Source organism: Streptomyces durhamensis (genome assembly GCF_000725475.1).
Lineage (GTDB): Bacteria > Actinomycetota > Actinomycetes > Streptomycetales > Streptomycetaceae > Streptomyces > Streptomyces filipinensis.
The window spans coordinates 75,920-91,376 of record NZ_JNXR01000015.1; the positions used below are offsets into that span (position 1 = coordinate 75,920).

15 protein-coding genes and 1 tRNA gene are annotated in these 15,457 nt (G+C 70.5%); 10 read left to right on the top strand and 6 right to left on the bottom strand.

Annotated features, from left to right (window positions below; all coding sequences use genetic code 11):
• The first annotated feature begins 87 nt into the window (after positions 1-87).
• The 3 genes from IO33_RS0122155 to IO33_RS0122165 all read left to right on the top strand — a co-directional run bounded on the left by IO33_RS0122155 (position 88) and on the right by IO33_RS0122165 (position 3,174).
• Positions 88-1,254, top strand: a complete 1,167-nt coding sequence (locus IO33_RS0122155; RefSeq protein WP_031167691.1) for a phytanoyl-CoA dioxygenase family protein — start codon at positions 88-90, stop codon at positions 1,252-1,254.
• Positions 1,255-1,273: 19 nt separating this feature from the next.
• On the top strand, positions 1,274-2,062 hold the full coding sequence (locus IO33_RS0122160) for an SDR family oxidoreductase (protein WP_031167693.1): 789 nt from the start codon (positions 1,274-1,276) through the stop codon (positions 2,060-2,062).
• Between the two features lie 107 nt (positions 2,063-2,169).
• Positions 2,170-3,174, top strand: a complete 1,005-nt coding sequence (locus IO33_RS0122165) for a Gfo/Idh/MocA family protein (protein ID WP_031167696.1) — start codon at positions 2,170-2,172, stop codon at positions 3,172-3,174.
• A gap of 47 nt (positions 3,175-3,221) precedes the next feature.
• Here the strand turns inward: IO33_RS0122165 and IO33_RS0122170 are convergent, their stop codons facing one another.
• The 5 genes from IO33_RS0122170 to IO33_RS0122190 form a co-directional block, all read right to left on the bottom strand.
• The gene (locus IO33_RS0122170) at positions 3,222-3,416 is read right to left on the bottom strand and encodes a hypothetical protein (protein WP_031167697.1); all 195 of its coding nucleotides are present in this window, start codon (positions 3,414-3,416) and stop codon (positions 3,222-3,224) included.
• 147 nt (positions 3,417-3,563) lie between these two features.
• Entirely contained in the window at positions 3,564-4,472 is a 909-nt protein-coding gene (locus tag IO33_RS0122175; RefSeq protein WP_031167699.1) for a sugar phosphate isomerase/epimerase family protein, read from the bottom strand.
• A gap of 2 nt (positions 4,473-4,474) precedes the next feature.
• Entirely contained in the window at positions 4,475-5,386 is a 912-nt protein-coding gene (locus IO33_RS0122180; RefSeq protein ID WP_031167703.1) for an ATP-binding cassette domain-containing protein, read from the bottom strand.
• 4 nt (positions 5,387-5,390) lie between these two features.
• Positions 5,391-6,467 carry an ABC transporter permease gene (locus tag IO33_RS0122185; protein ID WP_031167706.1) on the bottom strand — a complete coding sequence of 359 codons (1,077 nt, stop codon included), beginning with the start codon at positions 6,465-6,467 and terminating at the stop codon, positions 5,391-5,393.
• Positions 6,467-7,486: a substrate-binding domain-containing protein gene (locus IO33_RS0122190; protein WP_031167708.1), complete on the bottom strand. Its 1,020-nt coding sequence runs from the start codon at positions 7,484-7,486 to the stop codon at positions 6,467-6,469. The genes IO33_RS0122185 and IO33_RS0122190 overlap by 1 nt, the downstream gene beginning before the upstream one ends.
• 176 nt (positions 7,487-7,662) lie before the next feature.
• Here IO33_RS0122190 and IO33_RS0122195 point away from each other — a divergent pair, with 176 nt between their 5' ends.
• The 6 genes from IO33_RS0122195 to IO33_RS46010 all read left to right on the top strand — a co-directional run bounded on the left by IO33_RS0122195 (position 7,663) and on the right by IO33_RS46010 (position 14,722).
• Positions 7,663-8,454 carry a GntR family transcriptional regulator gene (locus tag IO33_RS0122195; RefSeq protein WP_051926902.1) on the top strand — a complete coding sequence of 264 codons (792 nt, stop codon included), beginning with the start codon at positions 7,663-7,665 and terminating at the stop codon, positions 8,452-8,454.
• A gap of 224 nt (positions 8,455-8,678) precedes the next feature.
• The gene (locus IO33_RS0122200) at positions 8,679-9,992 is read left to right on the top strand and encodes an ABC transporter substrate-binding protein (RefSeq protein ID WP_031167711.1); all 1,314 of its coding nucleotides are present in this window, start codon (positions 8,679-8,681) and stop codon (positions 9,990-9,992) included.
• 8 nt (positions 9,993-10,000) lie between these two features.
• Positions 10,001-10,981, top strand: a complete 981-nt coding sequence (locus tag IO33_RS0122205; protein ID WP_031167713.1) for a carbohydrate ABC transporter permease — start codon at positions 10,001-10,003, stop codon at positions 10,979-10,981.
• A complete protein-coding gene (locus tag IO33_RS0122210) occupies positions 10,978-11,865 on the top strand; it encodes a carbohydrate ABC transporter permease (RefSeq protein WP_031167715.1) in 888 nt (295 codons plus the stop codon). Before IO33_RS0122205 ends, IO33_RS0122210 begins: the two co-directional genes overlap by 4 nt.
• 349 nt (positions 11,866-12,214) lie before the next feature.
• Positions 12,215-13,549 carry a PP2C family protein-serine/threonine phosphatase gene (locus IO33_RS0122215; RefSeq protein ID WP_078963843.1) on the top strand — a complete coding sequence of 445 codons (1,335 nt, stop codon included), beginning with the start codon at positions 12,215-12,217 and terminating at the stop codon, positions 13,547-13,549.
• Positions 13,550-13,636: 87 nt separating this feature from the next.
• Positions 13,637-14,722, top strand: a complete 1,086-nt coding sequence (locus tag IO33_RS46010) for an MASE1 domain-containing protein (RefSeq protein ID WP_107069354.1) — start codon at positions 13,637-13,639, stop codon at positions 14,720-14,722.
• On the opposite strand, the gene IO33_RS0122225 is transcribed toward IO33_RS46010, so the two are convergent.
• Positions 14,701-14,777 (bottom strand) — tRNA-Pro (locus IO33_RS0122225). The genes IO33_RS46010 and IO33_RS0122225 overlap by 22 nt on opposite strands.
• Before the next feature lie 116 nt (positions 14,778-14,893).
• Here IO33_RS0122225 and IO33_RS0122230 point away from each other — a divergent pair.
• Positions 14,894-15,400, top strand: coding sequence for a DUF309 domain-containing protein (locus IO33_RS0122230; RefSeq protein WP_031167722.1), 507 nt, complete (start codon positions 14,894-14,896; stop codon positions 15,398-15,400).
• Positions 15,401-15,457 lie beyond the last annotated feature (57 nt).

The window sequence follows — 15,457 nt, forward strand, 5'->3', positions numbered from 1 at the left end:
TGATGGCTGCCTGCTGGTTGTTCGAGGGGTTTGTACTGACAAGAATGACAGGGCTGCGCCGTTCCTGTGACCGAAAGAGGGACACCGATGTCCGTCGCCGCCGTAGCCGGCCGTGTCTGGCTGTCCGAGCAGGACTGCGACCTCGAACCCTTCCGCGCGCTCGTCGAGCGGCCGACCGATCTCGCGCACCATCCGCACGCCGCCGCGGTGACGGACGGCGTCCTGGTGTACGAGGGTGAGCGGCTGCGGGAGGCGGGTGACCGGCGGGCGCTGGCGGCGGAACTGGTGCGCGCGCTGTCCGAGGGGCCCGGGATCGTGGTCGTCCGGGGCGCGTTCCCCGACGTCACGGCCGTCGACCGGGTCACCGACGTGTTCGAGGCGCTGATCACCGAACAGCGGGCCCCGGGGGCCGGGGCCGGCGACCACTTCGCCAGGCCGGGCGCCGACGACCGGGTGTGGAACGCGCTGGAGAAGACGGCCCTGTACGACCCGGAGGCGTTCGCCGACTACTACGCCAACGACGTCCTGGCCCTGGTCTCCTCGGCCTGGCTGGGCCCCGGCTACCAGGTCACCTCGCAGGTCAACGTGGTCAACCCGGGCGGCACCGGCCAGACCGCGCACCGGGACTACCCCCTCGGGTTCCTGGGCAACGCGGTGGCCGCCGCCTACCCCGCGCAGGTGCACCGCCTCTCCCCCGCGCTCACGCTGCAGGGCGCGGTCGCCCACTGCGACATGCCGGTGGAGTCGGGACCGACGCGCTACCTGCCGTACTCGCAACTGTACGAACCGGGCTATCTGGCGTGGCGGCTCCCTGAGTTCCAGGCGTACTTCGAGGCTCGGCACGTCCAGCTCCCGCTCGCCCGGGGCGACGCGGCCTTCTTCAACCCCGCGCTCTTCCACGCCGCCGGCACGAACCGCACGGCGGACGTGCGCCGCACGGCCAACCTGCTCCAGGTGTCCTCCGCCTTCGGGCGCGCGATGGAGACGGTCGACCGTGAGGCCGTCGCCAACGCCGTGTTCCCGGTGCTGCTGCGGCGCGCGGCCCAGGGCGCCGGCGAGGAGTGGCTGGAGAACGTGATCGCGGCGAGCACCGAGGGCTACCCCTTCCCGACCAACCTCGACAGCGACCCGCCGGTCGGCGGTCTGGCCCCGCCGGCGCCGGCGGACGTGCTGCGGCGGGCGGTGCGCGAGGCATGGGCCCCGCAGCGGCTCCGGGCGGAGCTGCGGGCCGGTGCGGGACGCCGGGAGAGCTGAGGAAGGGGCGATGCGGGTCATGGGACTTCTCGACGGACTCCTGCGGGGAAAGACCGTCCTGGTCAACGGCGGCAGTCAGGGGGTCGGCGCCGCGATCGCGCGGGCCGCCGTCCGTGCGGGCGCCGCGGTGGCGGTCACCGGGCGCCGCACCGAACCGGGTGAGGCGCTGACGGCCGAGCTGGCGTCGGCCGGGGGCAGGGCGATGTTCGTGCGCGCCGACCTGGCGGACGCCGAGCAGGCCAAGGCGGCGGTGGCCGAGGTGGTCGACGTCTTCGGCCGGATCGACTGTCTGGTGAACTCGGCGGGGCTGACCTCCCGGGGCACGCTGCTGGACACCCCGCCGGAGCTGTTCGACGCGCACATCGCGATCAACCTCAAGGGTCCGTTCTTCGCCATGCAGGCGGCGGTCGCCGACATGGTGGCCCGCAAGGCGCCCGGCACGATCGTGACCATCATCACCTCGTCGGCGCACGGCGGGCAGCCGTTCCTGGCGCCGTACGTCGCCGCCAAGGCGGGCCTCGTGGGCCTCACCCGCAATGCCGCCCACGCCCACCGCTGGGACCGGACCCGGATCAACGGCCTGAACATCGGCTGGACCGCGACGGAGGGCGAGGACGCCACCCAGCGTGCCTTCCACGGCGCCGGCGCCGACTGGCGGGAGCGGGCCGCGGCGCGGCTGCCGATGGGCAGGCTCGGCCAACCGGACGAGATCGCCGACTTCGTGGTGTTCCTGCTGTCCGACCGGTCGGGGGTGGTCACGGGGTCGGTGATCGACTGGGACCAGAACGTTCTCGGCGGACTCGACTGACAGAAACCGGCCCGTCCGGTGACCGAGGACGAGCCCGAAGAGCGCACGGGGCCCGGGGGCAGGCCCCGGCAACGGACAGCAACCACGTACAAGGAGCTGCGGAGCACATGCGTATCGGAATCCTCGGCCTCGGCCGCATCGGCGCCTTCCACGCCGAGACCCTCTCCGGACTGGACGCCGTGGAGTCGCTCGTCGTCGCCGACCCGTTCGCGGACGCCGCCAGGGCCGCCGCCGAGCGGTTCGGCGCCGACGTCGCGGACTCCCCGAAGGCGCTGCTGGCCGCCGGGGTGGACGGCCTGGTCGTCGCGGCGGCCACCGACGCCCACCCGGCGCTGATCCGGGCCGGCGTCGACGCGGGTGTGCCCGTCTTCTGCGAGAAGCCGGTCGCCCGCACCATGGCGGAGGGGGTGGAGGTGCTGAAGGCCGTGCGGGACAGCGGCGTGCCGATCCAGATCGGGTTCAACCGGCGCTTCGACGCCGGTTTCACGGCCGCACGGGCCGCCGTACAGGCCGGTGAGCTGGGGGAGCTGCACACGGTCCGCTCCACGACCCTGGACCCGGCGCCGCCGCCGGCCGCGTACGTCGCCGCATCCGGGGGCATCTTCCGGGACTGTTCCGTGCACGACTTCGACATCATCCGCTGGGTGACGGGCCGTGAGGTCACCGAGGTGTACGCGGTCGGCGGCAACCGGGGTGCCGACTACATCCGGGCGGCGGGTGACGCCGACACCACCGGGGCGGTCCTCACCCTGGACGACGGCACGATCGCGGTGGTCTCCAACTCCCGCCACAACGCCCGTGGTCACGACGTCCGCATGGAACTGCACGGCTTCGCGGACTCGATCGCGGTCGGCCTGGACGACCGGCTTCCGCTGCGCTCGGTCGAACCCGGCGTGACCTTCCCGTCCGGCACCCCGCACGACTTCTTCATGGACCGCTTCGCGGACGCCTACCGCGCCGAACTCAGCGCGTTCACGGAGGTCGTGGCCGGCACCCGCCCCTCCCCCTGCACCATCGAGGACGCCCTGGAGGCGGGCTGGATCGCCGAGGCCTGCACCCTGTCCCTGCACGAGCACCGGCCGGTGACGCTCGCGGAGGTCCGGCAGGCGTGAACCGACGGATGCGGCGCCGGGCATCCGCCCGGCGCCGCATCCGTGTCTCAGCCGCAGTAACGGATCAGCCACTCGTCAGGGTTGTAGGTGTCCCGCGCCGGGTCCGGCACGGTGGCCGGCCTGGTCTCGATCATGTCCTCGGGGCGTATCCGGTCCGGCAGCGAGCCGAAGCGGTCGTGGCGCAGGGCGGCCGCGTCGGCAGGGTCCCCGGGCGTCTTCCGGGGCGGTGTGCGGTGTGTCATCTCGTCCTCCCGTCTGCGCGGGCGTCCCCCGTCATCGTGCACAACGCCCGCGTGCCCCCGGTTGGTTCCCGGCCGGGCGCCGGCCGAATCCGTTGCCGTCCCGCAGGAACCGGGCCCCCGGCGGGGGCCCAGCGCCGGGAGGTCCGCTCAGGCCCCGCAGGAGCGCAGGAACCGGCGGGTGCGGACCGCGATCGGGAGGGGCTTGTCCGGCTCGCACGGGTACATGTCCTGCTCGACGATCGCGAACAGCTCCACGCCCAGTTTCTGCGCGGCTTCCAGGACGGGCCCCAGCTCCGGTACACCGGACGGGGGTTCGCACATCACGCCCCGCTGCACGGCCGGCCCGAACGGCACTCCGTGCGCGACCACCTCGGCGAGGACGTCCGGGTCGACCTGCTTGAGGTGCAGGTAGCCGATGCGCTCGCCGTAGGTCTCGACGAGCTTGACGCTGTCCCCGCCGCAGTAGGCGTAGTGCCCGGTGTCCAGGCAGAGGCTGACCAGCTCGGCGTCGGTCGAGTCCAGGAAGCGTTCGACGTGCTCCTCGGTGTCGATGTGGGTGTCGGCGTGCGGGTGGACCACGATGTCCAGGCCGTACGTCTCCTTGACCTCGTGGCCGAGCCGCTCCATGCCCTTGGTCAGGTGCGCCCACTGCTCGGCGGTCAGCTCCGGCGGTTCCAGGATCTCGGCGGTCTTGTCGTCCCGCCAGAAGGAGGGGATGACCACCAGGTGCCGCGCGCCCATCGCCTGGGTCAGCGCGGCGACCTGGCTGACGTGGGCCCAGGTGTCCGCCCAGACGGACGGGCCGCGGTGCATGCCGGTGAAGACCGTGCCCGCCGAGACCTTCAGGTTCCGCCGGGCCACCTCGTCCCGCAGGCGCGCGGGATCGGTGGGGAGGTAGCCGTAGGGGCCGAGTTCGATCCAGTCGTAGCCGGCCTCGGCGACCTCGTCGAGGAAGCGTTCCCAGGGCACCTGCCGCGGGTCGTCGGGGAACCAGACGCCCCAGGAGTCGGGGGCCGAGCCGACCCGGATCCGGTCCAGCGGGGTGGGGGTGACCATGCTCAGGGGGTTCCTTCCGGGGAGGGTGCGACGGGTGCGGTGAGGTCGTCCTCTTCGGGGAGTTCTTCGGTGTCGACGCCGCGTACCTGGGCCAGTTCGTGCTTGAGGGCCGCGAGTTCGGCGCCGCCGGCCATGTGGTTGGTCAGTTCTTCGAGGCTGACCTCGCTGCGGTCGGCGGACAGTTCCAGAGTGCCCAGGCGCAGGACGCTGAAGTGGTCGCCGACCATGTAGGCGTGGTGGGGGTTGTGGGTGATGAAGATGACGCCGAGGCCGCGGTCGCGGGCGGCGGCGATGTACTTCAGCACCACGCCGGACTGCTTGACGCCGAGGGCCGCGGTGGGCTCGTCCAGGATGAGGACGCGGGCGCCGAAGTAGACGGCGCGGGCGATGGCCACGCACTGGCGCTGGCCGCCGGAGAGGGTGCCGATGGGCTGTTCCAGGTCGTCCAGGACGATGCCCATGTTGCGCAGTTCCTGGTCGGCGGTGGCCTTCATGCGGGGGATGTCCAGGCGGCGGACCGGCCAGGGGCCCCGGGTCATCTCGGAGCCGAGGAAGAAGTTGCGCCACACCGGCATCAGCGGCACCGTCGCCAGGTCCTGGTAGACGGTGGCGATACCGCGGTCGAGGGCCTCGCGGGGGGTGGAGAAGCGGACGGCGGTGCCGTCGACGAGGAACTCGCCCTCGGTGTGCTGGTGCAGCCCCGAGATGATCTTGATGAGGGTGGACTTGCCCGCGCCGTTGTCGCCGAGCACGCAGGTGACCTGGCCGGCGTGGACCTTCAGGTCGACGCCGTGCAGGGCGCGGATGTTGCCGTAGGACTTGCCCGCGCCGCGCAGCTCGACCAGCAGGCCGTCCTGGCCGCGTGCGGAGTCCTGGACGACGGCGCCGTGCGTTCCGGATGTCTTGTCGGTCATCGCTTTACCTCCGGGTCGCCGTGCGCTGGACCCACAGATTGATCAGGACGGCGCCGAGCAGCATCACGCCGAGGAAGGCCTTGAACCAGTCGGGGTTCCAGCCGGCGAAGACGATGCCCTGGTTGACCATGCCGAACATGAACGCGCCGAAGACCGGGCCGATCGCGGAGCCGTAGCCGCCGGTGAGCAGGCAGCCGCCGATGACGGCCGCCGCGATGTAGATCAGCTCCTGGCCGACGCCCTCGCCGGACTGCACGGTGTTGAAGGAGAACAGGTTGTGCATGCCGACGAACCAGGCGCCGAAGCCGACCATCATGAACAGCGAGATCTTGGTGAAGGTGACGGGGACACCCACCGCGCGGGCGGACTCCTTGTCGCCGCCGACGGCGAAGATCCAGTTGCCGTACCTGGTGCGCAGCAGCACCCAGGTGGCCAGCGCCGCGAAGACCAGCCACCACACGACCGTGATCTTCACCTCGACCCCGGCCACGTCGAACGAGGACGCGAAGATCTTCTTCGCCTGGTCGAAGCCGTCCATGTCGCTGATGTCGTCGGTGGCCACGTTGCCGGTGACCCACTTGGTCACGGCCAGGTTCACGCCCTGCAGGATCAGGAAGGTGCCCAGTGTGATCAGGAAGCTGGGCAGGCCGGTCCTGACCACCATCCAGCCGTTGAAGAAGCCGATCGCCAGGGAGACGGCCAGGGCGACGAACACGCCCGTCCACACGTTCAGGGTCAGCTGGTAGCTGAGCATGCTCGCGGTCAGTGCCGAGGAGATCACCGCGACGCCGGCGGAGAGGTCGAACTCGCCGCCGATCATCAGCAGGGCGACCGGCAGGGCCATGATCCCGATGGTCGAGGACTGGTAGAGGATCGTGGCCATCGAGCCGCCCTGGCGGACCGAGGGCGCGGCGATCAGGAAGAAGACCAGTACGGCGGCGGCGCCGAGGAAGACGCCGACCTCGGGCCGGGCCAGCAGCCGCAGCGCCGGCGGGCGTCGGACGGTACGGCCGTCGGTCTGTTTCGGACCGGATCCCGGCGGGGTGGTCTTCGCCGGCTCAGCCTGCTGGGCCATGCTCATCACCGGGTCCCCTTCGCGGCGAACTCGGCGACCTTGTCGACGTTGGACTTGTCGACGAAGGCCGGGCCGGTGAGCACCGGCTGGACACCGCCGCCGCTGTAGTTGCCGTTGTTCTTGTAGAGCCACAGCGCGTCGACCGCCAGGTAGCCCTGCAGATAGGGCTGCTGGTCGACGGCGAACTCGATCGAGCCGTTCCGGACGGCCTTCACCAGGTCCTTGTTCAGGTCGAAGGTGGCCACCTTGGCCTTGCTGCCCGCGTCGCCCACCGCCTGCACGGCGGTCAGCGCGAAGGGGGCGCCGAGGGTGACGACCGTGTCGACGGAGCTGTCCTGCTTCAGCTTGGCCGTCATGGTCGCCCTCACGGACGGCATGTCGGTGCCGTTCACGTACAGCGTCTCGGTGGTGCCCTTGAACGTCTTCTTCACGCCGTCGCAGCGCTGGGTGAGGCCCACGTTGCCCTGCTCCTGGACGACGCAGACGATCTTCTTGGCGCCGGTGGTGTTCAGCTTGTCGCCGAACGCCTCGCCCGCCACGCTCTCGTCCTGCCCGAAGAACTCCACCAGCCCGAGCCTCCTCCAGTCGCTCAGTCCGGAGTTCAGGCCCACCACCGGGATGCCGGCCCGCTCCGCCTTGCCGATGACGTTCTTCATCGCGTCGGGCTTGGCCAGGGTGACCGCGATGCCGTCGACCCCCTGGTCGATCGCGTTCTGCACCAGGTTCGCCTGGTTGCCGGCGTTGGGGTCGGCCGAGTAGATCAGCTTGACGTTGTCCTTGGCGGCGGCCGCCTCGGCACCCTTGCGGACCGTGTCCCAGAAGGTGTCGCCGGGTGCCTGGTGGGTGACCAGCGCGACGGTCATGCGCGGGGTGTCGGCCCTGCCCGCCGAGGCGTTCTGCGCCGCCTCCTCGGCCTTCTTGCCGCCGTGGGCGCTTGCGCAGCCGGCGAGGGTCAGGGCGGCCGCGGTGGCGACCGCGACGAAGGGGGCCAGTCTCCGGGAGCGGGAGGGGGAAGAGCGGTCCATCTTTCCTGCACCTCACTGTGCGTGTGACGGGGAAGGGACGCTGTTGCGTTGGGACGGGATCCAAGTCCGTGGTGAGCCCGCTGTCAATACTTTGTTAAGACATCATTTCACACGGTGGTCCGAATGTAAGTACAAACCATTGACACCCTCACCTCCCCGACCTACACCTGAGAGGCATGAGCCCAGTACACCGCACCCCGCAGCGAACGGCACCGGGTGATCGCGCCCTCGACTCCCTGGGCTTCGCCCTGGACCGCACCAGCCCGGTGCCGCTGTACCACCAGCTCGCCCAGCAGTTGGAGGCCGCCATCGCGCAGGGCACGCTGGCCCCGGGCAACCTCCTGGGCAACGAGATCGATCTGTCGGTGCGGCTCGGCCTGTCCCGGCCCACCGTGCGCCAGGCGATCCAGTCCCTGGTGGACAAGGGGCTGCTGGTGCGCCGCCGCGGGGTGGGCACACAGGTCGTGCACAGCAAGGTCAGACGGCCACTGGAACTCAGCAGCCTCTACGACGACCTGGAGTCGGCCGGACAGGACCCCACCACCCGCGTGCTGCGCAACGAGCGGATCCCCGCGAGCGCGGAGGTGGCCGCGGCCCTCGGCGTGGCGGAGGGTGCCGAGGTCGCCGTACTGGAGCGACTGCGCCGCACCCACGGCCATCCGGTGGCGTTTCTGTGCAACTACCTGCCGGCCTCCCTGCTCGAACTGCCCACGGAGCGGCTGGAGTCGACAGGCCTCTACCGCATGATGCGGTCCGCCGGGATCGTCCTGCACAGCGCCCGCCAGTCCATCGGCGCCCGCGGCGCGACGGCCGGAGAGGCCGCCCTGCTGGACGAGAAGGAGGGCGCGGCCCTGCTCACCATGCGGCGCACCGCGTACGACGTCACGGGCCGGCCGGTGGAGTACGGCAGCCATGTGTACCGGGCGTCACGGTACGCCTTCGACTTCCAACTGCTGGTCAGGACCTAAAACGGAACCACCTGCCCGTTCTTCAACAAAGTTGCAGGTGACGGTGACGATTACGTTTCGGGCAAGACGCACCCCAGCGCGACCCGGCCTATTGACTCATGAGCGGACCTGGGGCTGTTATTACGCCCACGATGTTCGGTCGAGTTGGTTTCTGAGCGGTTTCGACAACCTTTCGGTGATCGACTCACTCCCTTGACCGAGCCCTGTATTCCTCAGGAGCCGCCATGCGCCTCTCCCCCTCCGGTCTTCCCGTCCCGGGTCCCAGCCGCCGTTCGGTCCTGCGCACAGCGGGCGCCGCCGCCCTGCTCGCCGGTGCCGGCACACCCCTGCTGTCCGCCTGCGGAGGCGGCGGTTCCTCCTCCGACCCGAAGACCGTCACGCTCGGCTCCAACGCCTCGGACGCCGTACCGAAGGCAGCGTTCGAAAGCGTCTACGCGGCCTTCAAGAAGCAGTCCGGCCTCACCGTCGATGTGAACACGAAGGACCACAACACCTTCCAGGAGCAGATCAATTCGTATCTGCAAGGCACGCCGGACGACGTGTTCAACTGGTTCGCCGGCTACCGGATGCAGTTCTTCGCGGCGAAGAAGCTGGCCACGCCCATCGACGACGTGTGGCAGAAGATCGGGGACAACTTCCCGGACGCGATGAAGAAGCTCAGCAAGGGCGAGGACGGCAAGTACTACTTCGTGCCGCTGACGACGTACCCCTGGGCGGTCTTCTACCGCAGGAGCGTCTTCCGGCAGCACGGCTACGAAGTTCCCGCCAACTGGGACGACTTCGTCGCGCTGTGCCGGCAGATGAGGAAGGACGGCCTCGTCCCGCTCGCCTTCGGCGACAAGGACGCCTGGCCGGCGATGGGCACCTTCGACCAGATCAACTTCCGGCTCAACGGCTACGACTTCCACGTCCAGCTGATGGCGGGCAAGGCGTCCTGGACCGACGCCAAGGTGAAGGCCGTCTTCGACCACTGGAGCGAGATCCTCCCCTACCACCAGGACGGCTTCATGGGCCGCACCTGGCAGGACGCCGCGCAGACGCTGGTGGCGAAGAAGGCCGGCATGTACCTCCTCGGCTCCTTCGTGGCCCAGCAGTTCACGAACAAGGCCGACCTGGACGACCTCGACTTCTTCCCCTTCCCGGAGATCAACTCCGCGTACGGCCAGGACACGGTCGAGGCCCCGACCGACGGCTTCATGGTCAGCAAGGCCCCGAAGAACCACGCCGGTGTCGTCAGGCTGCTGGAGTACCTGGGCAGCCCGGCGGCCGAGGAGCTGTACCTGAAGACCGACCCGAGCGTGGTGGCCGCGTCCGGCAAGGCCGACACCTCCTCATACTCGGCGCTGCAGAAGAAGGCGTTCGACATGATCGGCGGAGCCAAGAGCCTCACCCAGTTCATGGACCGCGACTCCCGGCCCGACTTCACCTCCACGGTGATGCAGCCGGGTCTGCAGAAGTTCCTGCAGAATCCCAAGGGCGTGGACAGCCTGCTGTCCTCCATCGAGCGCCAGAAGAAGCAGATCTTCGCGTCCCAGTGAGCGGCCCGATGACGACCGACACGACGACGAAGACCCCAACGGCGGCCGCCGTGCCGCCGCCGGGGCCCATGCCCGGGAAGAAGCGGGTCACGCGGGGCCACCGGCGCCTGCTGACCCGCCGTGACCGGTTCACGCTCGCCGTGATGGCGGGCGTGCCGACGATCCTGCACGTGGCCCTGGTCTGGGTCACCGCCATCGCCTCGATCTTCCTCGCCTTCACCACCTGGGACGGCATCGGGTTCGGCTCGATCAAGTGGGTGGGCCTGGACAACTTCCGTCAACTCTTCAGCGACAACCCGCAGTTCTGGCCCGCCGTCCAGCACAACGTCATCTGGTTCGTCGTACTGATCCTGATCCCGACGCCGTTCGGCCTGTTCCTGGCCGTGCAGCTGGACAAGCGGATCCGCTTCAGCCGGGTCTACCAGACCGCGTTCTTCCTGCCGGTGGTCATCTCGATGGCCTGCATCGGCTTCGTCTGGCAGCTGGTCTACAACCCGGACACCGGCCTGATCAACAGCATCCTCGGCGCCAACAAGCCCGGCCACTACATCGACTGGATCGGCGACCCGCACCTGAACCTGTGGGCGATCCTGATCGCCGCGTCCTGGCGGCACACCGGCTACATGATGATCCTGTACCTGGCCGGCCTGAAGAGCGTCGACCCGTCGCTCAGGGAGGCCTCGGCGCTGGACGGCGCGGGCGAGTGGCAGACCTTCAGGAGCGTCATCTTCCCCACCCTGCGCCCGACCAACACGGTCGTCCTGGTCGTCACCATCATCGAGGCACTGCGCGCCTTCGACCTGGTCTTCGTCTTCAACAAGGGAGCGCAGGGCACGGAGTTGCTGTCGATCCTGGTCACCGACAACATCATCGGCGAGTCCAGCCGCATCGGTTACGGCTCGGCGATCGCCGTCGTCCTCCTGGTGATCTCCCTCGCGGTGATCATCCCGTATCTGATCGCCACCTTCCGGAAGGAGCGGCGCGCATGAGCAGCACCACTGTGCCGCTGAAGCGGCGCGCCCCGCTCCGGCCCGCCCGGCTCCTGCTGCACGTCTTCCTCGCCGGTACGGCGCTGGCGTGGCTGGCGCCGCTGCTGTGGGCGGTCTTCTCGGCGCTGCGGCCCTACAGCGAGACCAGCGCCAAGGGATACGTCTCCTGGCCGGACAAGCTGACCTTCGACAACTTCACGAACGCGTTCCGGCAGTCGGACATGCCGCACTACTTCGGCAACACGCTGCTCATCGCGGTGCCGGCCGTGCTGCTGACCCTGTTCCTGTCCTCCTGCGTCGCGTTCTACGTCGCCCGGTTCGACTTCCGGCTCAACCTGGCACTGCTGCTGGTGTTCACGGCCGGCAACCTGCTGCCGCAGCAGGTCGTCATCACCCCGCTGTACCGGCTGTACCTGCTGACGGACCTGCCGGGCATCACGCAGAGCGGCAAGCTGTACGACTCCGCGCTCGGTCTGGTCCTCATCCATGTGGCGTTCCAGTCGGGGTTCTGCGCGTTCGTGCTGAGCAACTACATGCGCTCGCTGCCGCACGAGCTGACCGAGGCCGCGCTGGTCGACGGCGCCTCTGTGTGGCGGCTGTACTGGCAGATCACGCTGCCGCTGTGCAAGCCGGCCATGGCGGCCCTGGCGACCCTGCTGTCGATCTGGATCTACAACGATTTCTTCTGGGCGCTGGTGCTGATCTCGACCGGCGAGAACATGCCGATCACCTCGGCCCTGAACAACCTCTCCGGGCAGTACTTCACCGATCCCAACCTGGTCGCCGCGGGCTCCCTGCTGACCGCGATCCCGACGCTGATCGTGTACTTCGCGCTCCAGCGCCAGTTCGTCAGCGGTCTGACACTCGGCTCCAGCAAGGGCTGAGCCACGGGGGCCGTGAACGCTTCCGGCGGTTCGACCACCGTCGGCCTCCGGTCGATCCGCCGGGAAGCGGGGCCCCCGGAGCGCCTCGCGCGGTGCGCCGGCGGTGCCGCGGCGGGCGATCCGGACCACGAGCGGGGCGCCGATGCCACAATCGGAGGCGAGACACCCGCCGGGGACGAGGACATCGTGCCGGCGGCCACCACGGTGGCCGTTCCGCCCCGATGGAGCGTGCCACGCCGTGGTCGCGGCCCCGGTCGGGTCAGGAGGTCGCCATGTACCGCTCGGGTGAGGGGCCGGCGCACAGCTCGGCCCGGCCGTACCAGGCGCACCGAGCCACCGGACGCTTCTGATGGCGCCGGGGAAGGAAGGCCGGCACCCCCGCCCGACACGCCTGCCCGACCTGCAGCTGCGTCTGCGGTCCGAGCTGTCCCGGATCGACGAGCAGCTGCGCGCCCTGATGTCCTCCATGGACCGGCTGCAGGGCCTGCTGGACGCGGTGGTGGCGATCAGCCGCGAGGTGGAGCTGCCCGCGGTGCTGCACCGGATCGTGACCACCGCGATGGACCTGGTCGGCGCCCGCTACGGGGCACTGGGCGTGCTCAACGAGTCCGGGGAGCACCTGGAGCAGTTCATCTCGGCGGGCCTGTCCGAACACGAACGCGCCGCCCTGGCCGAGACCGGCCTGCCCCGTGGTCTGGGCGTCCTCGGCCATCTGATCCGCTACCCCGAGCCCCTGCGGATCGACGACATCCCGGCCCATCCGTCCTCCGCCGGGTTCCCGCCCGGCCACCCTCGCCTGCGCACCCTCCTCGGCGTGGCCGTCAGCGTGCGCGGCGAGATCTACGGTGACCTCTACCTCTCCGAGCGGCTCGACGGCCGGCCCTTCGACCTGCACGACGAGAACGTCGTCGTCGCCCTGGCCGGCGCCGCCGGAATCGCGATCGAGAACGTCCGCCTGTTCGAACGGATTCGCGTCGGCGCCGAGCAGTTCCAGCGGCTTCTGCTGCCCACCCTGCCCGACCTGCGGCCCTTCACCGCCGCCGCCATCTACCGGCCCGCCGCCGAGCCCAGTCAGCTCGGCGGGGACTGGTACGACGCCATCCCCCTGCCCGACCACGTGGTGGCGCTGGTCATCGGCGACGTGGTCGGCCACGATCTGCGGGCCGCGGCCGCCATGGCCGCCACCCGCAACATGCTGCGCGCGCTGGTGTTCGACCAGAACAGTCCGCCCGGCGCGATCCTCACCCAGCTCGACCGGGCCCTGGAGGCGATCACGGACAATCCCGTCACGACCACCGCGCTGGCCCGCATCCAACCGGAGTCAGACGGCTGGCGTCTCCGCTGGAGCACCGCGGGCCACGTCCCGCCGCTGCTGCTGACCCCCGACCGCCGCGCGGTGTACCTGCTGGCCGAGCCCGGCCTGCCGCTCGGCGTGGACAGCCGGCAGCCCCGCCCGGACCACTCCCGTCTCCTGCCCCCGGACGCCACCGTGGTCTTCTTCACCGACGGGCTGATCGAGCACCCCGGCCACTCCATCGACGAGAGTCTGAACGCGCTCGCCGAGCTCGCCGTGGCACACGCCGCGCTGCCCCTGCCGGAGTTCGTCCAGGCCCTGGCCGATCACCACCCCAGCGACGGCCACGACGACATGGCCGTCCTCGCCCTGCGCACCCCGGCCGCCTGACCCCGCGCGCCCGCACCGGTGCCGTGGAGGATCCGGCGGATCCGGCGGATGATGGCCTCGGGGCGATGTCGACACGGAGGTCGCCCGATGTCTGTCGCGCGGCGTGAACGACTGCGGCGCGGTGGTGTAGCCGCCGTCGAGATCTGTGCCACCGCCGCGCTCTACTTCGGTGCGGCCAGACTGGGACTGCTGCAGCAGCTGGTGCGCGGCCAGGTCACCCCGCTGTGGCCACCGAGCGGTATCGCCGTGGCGAGCCTGCTGCTGCGCGGCCCGCGCGTCTGGCCCGGGATCGCCCTGGGCGCTTTCCTGGTCAATGTCTCGCTGGGGCCGTCGGTCCCGGCCGTGCTCGCGATCGTGGCGGGAAACACCCTCGCGCCCGTCTGCTCCTACGTACTGCTGGGCAGAGCGGAGTTCCGTACGGAACTGGACCGTCTGCGGGACGCGCTCGCACTGATCTTTCTCGGTGCCTTCACCGGGATGCTGGTCAGCTCGACGACGGGCACCAGCACCCTGGTCCTCGCCGGTGCGCTGAGCCCCGCGCACTTCTGGCCGACGTGGTCGGTCTGGTGGACCGGCGACGCGATGGGTGTCCTGGTGGTCACACCGGTCCTGCTCGTGCTCCGCTCGGCCCGCGTGCCGAGGAACGCGCCGGTGTCCCGGTGGGCGGAGGGGCTGCTGCTGGTGGCCGCCACGCTCGGCGTCGGTTTCCTGGAGACCAGCCAAGTGCCGCTGCTCTTCCTCGGCTTCCCGCTGCTGATCTGGGCGGCCTTCCGCTTCCAGCTGGCCGGTGCCGCGCCCTGCGCGCTGGCCGTGTCGACGTTCGCGATCCTGTCCGCTGTCGAGAGATCGGGCCCGTTCGCCGGCCACACCCTGGTCACGGACATGATCACCCTGCAGGCGTTCAACGGTTCCGCCGCGCTGACCGCCCTGCTGCTCTCCGCCGTCATCAGCGAGCGGAACCAGACCCAGCGCGAGATCGCGCGCGCCTGCAGTCAGCTCGCCGGGATGGCGGCGAAGATCGCGACCGGTGACCGCAGCCCGATGTCCCCCGACGGCGAGGCCGGGCGGGAGGAGCACCGGGCGGCCCCGACGGCAACGACGAAGGCCGCCTCCTCGTTGACGAGAAGACGGCCTGTGACCGGCCAGAAGGCTGGTCGGGACGACAGGATTTGAACCTGCGACCCCTTGACCCCCAGTCAAGTGCGCTACCAAGCTGCGCCACGTCCCGATGCGCTCACTCGCGGTGACCCGCGTGATCGCGCGAACAGCACTTTACCCCACCGGAGGGGGTGCGCCGAAGAGGGCCGGGCAGGACGTGACGGGTGGCGGGGGACAATCGGCCGTATGACGAGTGCGGGCGCATCGGATGCCAGGGACCGGGACGTGGAGGGGCGGGCACGCAACGCCCGGCCCCGGGACGGGCTCGGACGCCCGCTGCCCTACGGCGCGCGGGGCGTCCCCCGGCAGCCGGAAGGGGTCCTGCGGACGCCTGAGGAGACGGTCGGCGAGGCACAGGAGCTGCTGGACGCGGGCAGGCCGTTCCACGCCCACGAGGTGTTCGAGGACGCCTGGAAGGCGGGCCCGCAGGAGGAGCGCGCACTGTGGCGCGGCCTGGCGCAGCTGGCGGTCGGGCTCACCCACGCGGCCCGCGGCAACGCCGTCGGCGGTGCGCGCCTGCTGCGGCGGGGCGCCGGGGCACTCGCGGAATGGGAGACGGAACAGGGCGAGGACCGGCCGTACGGGATCGATCTCGCCGCTCTGACCCGGTGGGCCCGGGCGCTGGCGGGGCGGGTGGAGGGCGGGGGCCGGCCCGTGGACGCGACTGCCGAGGCGCCCCGGCTGCGTTCCTGACGCGTGCCGTCGCACGGCGTGCGGAGGCGCCGCACCCGCTCGCGGTGGCATGCGGCA